Genomic DNA, 7,892 nt, shown 5'->3' on the forward strand with positions numbered 1-7,892 from the left:
CGTCACAACGGGAAAAGCAAGCTCTCGCCGACGCTTCATCGAGACTGCCTTCGTTACAGCAGGCTCGTTCGCCATCAGTAGGAGTGCGCAAGCTATGACCTCGGAATCTCATGAGGATCGATTTTCACGCGGCCTGGAGATACTCCGCCGGATCGGAGGCCTGAACTTCGACGAGCCGATAAATGCGCTGGCGGAAACCTCCGCCGACCTTTCGCGCTTCACCGTCGAATACCCCTACGGCGATGTGCTATCCCGCCCGGGGCTTGATCTGCCGTTAAGGCAGCTCTGCACCGTCTCCATGCTGCTGGCAGACGGGAGTGCCCAACCGCAACTGAAGTTTCATATAGCTGGCTTTCTCAATGCGGGCGGCGAGCCCAATGCGATCGTCGAATTGCTCTTCGTATCGGTCGCGATCCTGGGCTTTCCGGCAACGGTCAATGCTGTCGGCATCGTTCGTTCGGTATTCGCCGAACGCGAGCTGGCGTTTCAGCCCATCGAGCCTGTGACAGGTGATGGAGCGGGTCGAGGAGCGACCGGACAGGACATGCTCCACCGGCTGGCTGGCGGAGACGGGCAGGACTACTTCGATCGCCTTGCCGCCGCCGCTCCCGACCTCGCGCAGCTTTCGATCGATTTTGCGTTCGGAGAGGCGTTGGCCCGTGATGGGCTGGAGCACAAAGCAAAGCTGCTCGCGATTGTCGCGATGCTCGCCTCAAGCGGCAATCGCAGCGATGCGCTTCGCCTTCATCTGGCCGGCGCCCTTGCCAATGGCGTCACGTGCGAAGAGATCATCGAGCTCCTCATCCAACTCAGCGTCTACCGTGGATTTCCGGCCGCCCTGAACGCATTCTCGGTCGCCCGGAGCGTCTTCGCGCTCGGCGTCCAGCCGCTTCAGGTCGACATCCCCACGCCCGTCGATACGGAAAGTCGGACGGATCGATTGGAGCGGGGGAAGGCTCTGCTTGCCAAAAGCTCGGCCGCTTCAGGCGATGCCGTGGTCCGTAGTTTTGACGATATCGCACCGGACCTCGGGCGCATGATCGTCGAACATTCCTATGGCGAGATTTTCTCGCGCAAAGGCATCGATCAGAAAACCCGTGAACTCAGCGCTTGCGCGGCTTTGGCGGCCATCGGTTCCGCGACAACGCAAACCCCTTTGCGCGTTCACATCAACGCCGCCTTGAACGTTGGAGCAAGCCGGGAAGAGATCATCGAAACGCTGGTCAATCTCGCCCCCTACAGCGGCTATCCAGCGACACAGCAGGCGATCCGCATCGCTGCGGAAGAGTTCGCCAAGAGCAACCCGTCCTCGCGACCGCGTAAAGAAGAAAGTGAATGATCGACCGACGTTCAATGCTGTCCGCAATCATCTCAACTGCACTCGTGCCGCCATCGCTCGCCATGATCACTCCCGCCGCAGCGCAGAGCACCAACCGGGCCGAACGTCTCTGGACGGGTTTCAGCTCGGTGGTCGGCATGGCGTTCGACAAGAGCGGGAACCTCTATGCGGCGGAATGGAGCGCTGACTGCATCTCGCGCGTCGAGCCGGACGGAAAGCGCACGACGTTCGCGGGTGATTTGTCCGGCCCCTCGGGTCTCGCGATCGACGCGGAGGGCAACATTTATGTTGCTTCCTATTCTCGCGACGAGATCTATCGTTTCACACCCGATGGCAGCCGGGAAACCTGGCTCACGGGGCTCGCGACGCCAGCGGGGCTAGGCTTCGATCGGACAGGACGGCTGCTTGTCGCCAACCGACGCACCAACGAGATTCTCGCTTTCGATGCCGCCAAGACCCGCAGTGTAGCTGTCTCTGGTCTGAGAACGCCGGTCGGGGCCATTCATCGTCCTGACAACGGTTTCGTTGTCTCCAACATCGGCGGCGGCGTGACCATCGTGCGCGACGATGGTCGCCGGATCGAGACCGGGGAGGCATTGCGCACGCCAGGACCGGGGATCGCACAGACTGCAAGCGGCCGGGTCTTCGTGGTCGACTACGGCGGAACGGGCATCCATGAGGTTTTCGACGATGGCCGCACGAGCTTGTTCGTCGATGGTCTTTCCAGCCCGGTGGGCCTGACGGTCTCACCATCGGGCGATCTCTTCTCAGCCGACTGGGGCAATGGCGCCGTCTATCGCATCAGACTCGCGTGACGTCGGCGTCCCGCCATGGTCCAGCGCGGCCACAAGCGCGCCTTCGCGCAGCGCGTCGAGGTCGGGGAGAGTCATGTCCGCATCATGGGATCGAGGGAACGCTGCTGCGCACGCTGAAATGGCGGATCGGGCGGGATTCGAACGCAAATGCCGAAGTAATCGTCGGGCATTCAAGTGCCTTCTAGGCAATGTCGGCTTTTGGAAGTTTGGCAATGCCGCTTTGACGACCGATTTTTGGGCGCAAAGCGGTCGTTCACAATGCGGCCTGCCACGCGAGAACGGGCCAACAACAATGCAGTTTGAATTACCCGAGCTCGTGGATGGCGACGTTAGGAATGACCGCCTTGGCGATGTCGCATAGGTGCTGATGATGCGTCAGGTAGATTACCTGGCCTACACTGGCCATCTCGCCGAACAACCGGAAAACTTCCTCAGACCTGAGATGGTCGAACGTTTCCATGATGTCGTCGGCGATGAACGGAACAGACGGCCTGAGCTTGGCAAACTCGTAATATCCGGCGAGGCGTAGAGCCAGGTAGAGCTGGAACCGCGCGCCTTTCGACAGAGCGTCTGCGACCTTGGATTGGCCGTCCCGCTGCGTCGCGATGAGGGCCTCGCCGCCCTTTACCGGCTGGGTCGTCAGGCCTGTGTACTGGCCGCGCGTGATCAGTGCGAAGGCGTCTGACGCCTCGCTCATCATTCCAGAGCGGTGACGTTCGCGATAGAGCCGGAGCGCGCTCGACGCCGACATCACCCCAAGCTTCAATTCGATATAGCGGACGGCCTTTTCCTCGATTTCGAGGAGGACGGTGCGACGATCGGCATCGATCCGGGCAACTGCGCTGTCGCCGCCGATCGCATCGAGCTTGTCGGTCGCCCGGGTACGCCGGACGAGTTGCTGTTGCAGTGATTCATCGAGGTCGGCGAGGCGCCTCTCCACCTCGGCCTTTTCAATTTCGAGCCCATCGAGATCGAGGCCTTCCAGCGAGGACCGCGCCCGGGTGAAGTTGGCGGCGGCGAGCTCGCTCGTCAGTCGTTCTTCAAGCTCGGCCATTATGCTCCGCAGGGCGTCTCGCTCGCGAAGCTGTTGATCGCGCTCTGCGACCTCTGGCAGAGTTCTTACCCCAAAGGCATCGAGCACTTCATGCTTTATCGTCTCGTGTGCTGCGACCTCAGCGTTCAGTGCCTCTCGAACCTCCTGCAACTTTTGAAGGTCAAGGAGGAGATTTGCCCTCGCCTCACGGGTACGCTCGGCTTGCTCCAGACGCTCTGTCAGCCCGACGCTCACCTGTTCTGGCGCGTCGTCGCTTGCACGCTCGCCGGCCTGCGCACCAAGGCGGGCCACCTCTTCAGCAAATGCAGTCCTGTCCGCCTCCATCTTGCGGATGCGGATACGCATGGCCTCACGATCCTGCAGGGCCTTTGACAGCTCTGACAACTGATCGAGCACACTGCCAAGCCCGGTTCCGGCAATGCCTTCTTCGAGCCAGGTGCCCTGGAGCGTTCCCTTCACCTCGGCCTGCCATGCACCTTCTCGCCTTTCGGCAATTTCAACCGCGAGCCGCCTGGCGGCCAGCTCCTCTTCCTTCGCAGCGACGCTCCTCAGCGCTTCCGCTCGTTCCGCGTCGACCTTCGCCTGCCTGTCCAGAAAGCGATCGGCCGCGACCACCATTGCCTCCAGGGCCTCACCAGCTTCCGGCTGAATTCCAACGCTTCGAAGGGCCGAAGCCAATGCGACATGGATCTGGTCTCCTTCGGCTGTTGCGCGTTCAATCCTTGCTCGTGCGAGCAGGATGTCGCCCCAAGCGGAAAGCGCGTCGGCGCGCGCGGAAAGGCGCTCCTCGAGAAGTCCGATCAGCAGGTCGAGCGACTGCGTTTGAAAATCCTCGAGCAAGGCGCTGGCTATTTGCTTGATTTCAGCGGACGCCATTTCTGCGCGCTCGGCCACCCCCGCGAGTTGGCAGCTTATGCGCTCTATTGCCGCTTCGGTCTCGGCCACCTTTTGCTTGATTGCGCGCAGATCCGCGAGCTCGCCCGCATGTGCCAATCGAGCCGTGCCGACATGGTCGTCCTTGGCCAATGCCGTGGCAAACACATCCGCCGTTTCGGCCTTGAGGTCCGCCCGATGATTTCGCCAGGCCTCGTCCCTCTCGCGTCGTATGGCTGCGGCTGTGTCATCGTCGGCGAGATCGGCCGAGGCGCGGACAGCAGCCAGCCGCGACGAAGCAGATACCCGGCTCTGTTTATGCTCAGCCAGACGCTCCAAGAAGACTGCTTTGTCCCTTTGAAGCTCCGCGGCAAGTGTTTTCCACGCAGCCATCTGCCTCGGTAGCGGAACCGACATCTTCGAAAGGGCCTCCGCATCTCCCGACCACGGCTGGAGGCGCCGCATCGCATCCGCCAGCCTTGTTTGCCGCTCGTCCCCCAACGCGCGCGCTTCTCTTATCTCGCGTGCGTGACTCTTGGCCTTCGCCTCCGACACGGCTGCCATTAGCCTGGCTCTTGCGGGCTCGGGCACTGCCCTCTCCTCGCCAACGCGCCCTCGCGCAGCGTTGAGCCCGTCGAGCGCGGCAGCGGCTTCGTCACGGGCCATCCGCAGGCTCGTCGTGATGCCGGAGCGTTGTTCGACCATGTTGCGAAGCGTGCCGACCACAAAGGCAGGCAGGATGAGCCGGGACGGGTCTTGTTCGGTCGATCTTCCGAGCGCGGCGAGACAGGTCGCCGCCGTCTGGTCAAGCATCTGGACTTCCATCTTGCGGGTCGGCAGATCCATGCCCGCGGATAAATAGCGCGCTTTGCGGTCGGCCAGTCCTCGCACCTGTTCGGAGATCGCCAGCACAGGGTCGTCGACAGCGATTGCTTCGATCTTTGCCTTCGCCCGATTGATCTCGTCGGCGTTCGCCTGGAGACGGGTTCTTAAGCGCGCCTCCTGATCGATCAATTCCGCGACGCTTCCACTCCAGGTCCTGGGGGGAGACGGGAGGTCAGGCAGCTCAGCCAGTCTGCTCGCCTTGCGCTTGATCTCGGCCAGAAGCGGCGCGGCGCGCACATGTCGGTCGATTGTGGCGAGCCGCGCCGACAATGCCGCGCGCTCAGCCAGGCTGCGATCATATTTATCCTGGGCCTCCGCCCGTTCAGCCTCGAGCGCCTCGAATGTCGAGGCCAAGGTGTCGATCGTCTCCTTGCGCGATTTGAGCTCCACGAACCGCTTCTTCAGCAGCGCGATTTCTGTGGTCTGGGCCTGTTTTCGGTGAAGCCCATCTGCCTCCGTCTCCAGTGCGGCCAAGACATCGCTGGCATGGCCGAGCCCGGCGCTCGCGGTGAAAAGCAGCTTGCCGAGATCGCCACGCGATTCAAGGATCGCCTTTCCCCCTGCTTCCAGCGTCTCGTCATCCAGTGAGAACATGCTGCCGTAGGCGTCGCGGGACAAGCCCGCGAGGTGCGCCGAAATGGCAATTTCGCTCAGTGGCCGACCTTCGGCGTCGTGCAGTGAGTTGCTGCGGCTTTTGGTGCGGGAAAAGGCAAGCGCCCGCCCCTCGAATTCGAGCAGGCCGCCGATGCGCATCGAGCTATATTCGTGCAAGAAATTGTAGCGGCTACGCTCTTCGATGCCGAAGAGCAGATCAAGATAGGCGGAAAGCGCCGTCGATTTGCCGGCCTCATTTAGCCCAAAAACGATATGCAGATCGGGACCTGAAACCGGCTTCTCTCCGAAATCGATCGCCTTATCGGTGAACTTGCCGTAGCGGGTCAGATCAAGGCGCCGCAATCTCATCGCGTTGCACCTGCCTTGAGCCTTGCAGTGACTAGGTCGACGCTTCCGGCTAGCACATCATCAAGAAACTCCTCGAGCCCTGCTTCGTCCTTGCCCGCGAAGCCCCGCGCATCGGGCGGCAGGTCCGCGATCGTCTTCAATACGAATTCACGCGCTTCGGCTCGAAATGCTTCTGCGCCTGCGTTGGCACGCATGGACTCTGCGAGTTCCATAGTTGGATCGGCAACACTTCCCAAATCTCCAACAACGGGAGGCGAAAGAGCAAGCTCCAGCTTTTCCACCCAGGTGTCGCCCACCTGCTCGGCTGCCTGCTCGGCTTCTGCGACAGCAAGGTCCCGGTCGCGCATCAGCGACCATGAAAGAGCAGAAGTGCCGACCAGGCCAAGGCGGGCAACAAGATAGCGGGATCTGGCACCCTCCCGCGCTTGCTCCAGCCCCGCTCGGATGCGGACGATGGCCTCGCTCCATTCCGATGCCCCAGTCAGATCGATGCTCACACGCTCGAACTGCGCGACACTGGTGAGCCTCTCCTCGATCTCGACAGAGCGATCGTCACGAATGGTCACCAGGGTGACCGACTTCTCGCCGGCCTCATTGATATCCCTCCCCTGAGGGATCCCCGGCATCACGAGCGTGCTGGCGCCGGAATTTACCTGGCGAACGTGAATGTGGCCAAGCGCCCAATAATCAAAGCCGTGGCTGTGCAGGTCCGCGACGCTGCAAGGTGCATAAACGTCATGGCCTGGGGAGCCGGCCAGGCTCGTGTGCATGATACCGATGTTCGCTGCTCCCTCTTGCGAAGCCGCATATTTGGGCAGCAGGCTTTCGGGCGCCTTGGGGCTGGCGAAGCTCAGCCCATGGAACGCGACGTCCACCCCAGCACTAGATTGGATTACGGATTGGCAGCGGCCGCCAAAAACGGTCACTGTGTCGGGCAATACCAATTGCTTGGTAATCCTCGACATGGCGTCATGGTTGCCGCGGATCATGTACACCCTGACGCCAGCTTGATGGATACGCGCCATCTGGGATGCCAGAAAGCGTGCCGTCTTCATCGAAGTCTGGTCGCCATCATAGAGATCGCCGGCAATCACGAGAGCGTCGACGTGCTCCGCCAGGCAAAGGTCCACTATTGCAGCGAATGCCTGTCGGCTGGCATCTCCGACTAGCTCGGCGAGTTCAGAATTTCTGAGCGCGAGCGAGCGCAGTGGCGAATCGAGATGGATGTCGGCCGTATGAACAAATCGAAATGCCATCCGGGGCGCTCTCCAGGCCCAAACCGAAGCTCAGGCCAATTCTGTCGAAGTCCAAGTCGCCCAAACCGTATGCCAGCGACCAGGTCAAAGCCTCGGTAGCAAAGTCCGACAGCGTTGGGCAACGGGAGGCGAGCCAGATACGGTGGCCCATGATTCTCGGCAAGTCGTGCGCCTACCTGTTGATGGTCTCCTGGAATTTCTCAATTCTGGAAAGAATGTCGTCGAATGACGGCGGGGTGTCATCGAACATCATCGGCGCCATTGCCCGATAATCCGCTCTGAGATCGTTGATCCGGGCCTCGCTTGGCATCAGCCGCAAAGTGCCTGGCCGCGCTGTATCGTAGTTGGCCCAGCCCGAGCGAAAGAACGTCGCCTTGTGCTTTGCCACGGTTGCCAGCAGCTCGAGATCAGCCGCGGCGGCCTTACCCTCGACGGAGTGGCCCATGATTCTCGGCAAGTCGTGCGCCTACCTGTTGATGGTCTCCTGGAATTTCTCAATTCTGGAAAGAATGTCGTCGAATGACGGCGGGGTGTCATCGAACATCATCGGCGCCATTGCCCGATAATCCGCTCTGAGATCGTTGATCCGGGCCTCGCTTGGCATCAGCCGCAAAGTGCCTGGCCGCGCTGTATCGTAGTTGGCCCAGCCCGAGCGAAAGAACGTCGCCTTGTGCTTTGCCACGGTTGCCAGCAGCTCGAGATCAGCG

Annotated in this window: 5 protein-coding genes and 1 pseudogene; 2 read left to right on the forward strand and 4 right to left on the reverse strand. The window is 61.4% G+C overall.

What is annotated here, in order from left to right:
- Positions 1 to 94 precede the first annotated feature (94 nt).
- Complete coding sequence (locus EN859_RS04785) at positions 95 to 1,339, forward strand: carboxymuconolactone decarboxylase family protein (protein WP_127851761.1); 1,245 nt, start codon at positions 95 to 97, stop codon at positions 1,337 to 1,339.
- Positions 1,336 to 2,154, forward strand: a complete 819-nt coding sequence (locus EN859_RS04790; protein ID WP_127851762.1) for an NHL repeat-containing protein — start codon at positions 1,336 to 1,338, stop codon at positions 2,152 to 2,154. The genes EN859_RS04785 and EN859_RS04790 overlap by 4 nt, the downstream gene beginning before the upstream one ends.
- Before the next feature lie 304 nt (positions 2,155 to 2,458).
- Here the strand turns inward: EN859_RS04790 and EN859_RS04795 are convergent, their stop codons facing one another.
- The 4 genes and pseudogenes from EN859_RS04795 to EN859_RS04810 all read right to left on the reverse strand — a co-directional run.
- Entirely contained in the window at positions 2,459 to 5,929 is a 3,471-nt protein-coding gene (locus tag EN859_RS04795; protein ID WP_127851763.1) for an AAA family ATPase, read from the reverse strand.
- Positions 5,926 to 7,185 (reverse strand): DNA repair exonuclease, encoded by a 1,260-nt coding sequence (locus EN859_RS04800; protein WP_127851764.1) that lies wholly within the window; start codon positions 7,183 to 7,185, stop codon positions 5,926 to 5,928. The genes EN859_RS04795 and EN859_RS04800 overlap by 4 nt, the downstream gene beginning before the upstream one ends.
- A gap of 172 nt (positions 7,186 to 7,357) precedes the next feature.
- A complete protein-coding gene (locus EN859_RS04805) occupies positions 7,358 to 7,642 on the reverse strand; it encodes a nucleotidyl transferase AbiEii/AbiGii toxin family protein (RefSeq protein ID WP_245525475.1) in 285 nt (94 codons plus the stop codon).
- Between the two features lie 9 nt (positions 7,643 to 7,651).
- Positions 7,652 to 7,892 (reverse strand): annotated as a pseudogene (locus EN859_RS04810) (nucleotidyl transferase AbiEii/AbiGii toxin family protein); the annotation flags it as partial.

Origin of the sequence: Mesorhizobium sp. M00.F.Ca.ET.216.01.1.1, from assembly GCF_004010325.2 — a bacterium.
Classification (GTDB): domain Bacteria; phylum Pseudomonadota; class Alphaproteobacteria; order Rhizobiales; family Rhizobiaceae; genus Mesorhizobium.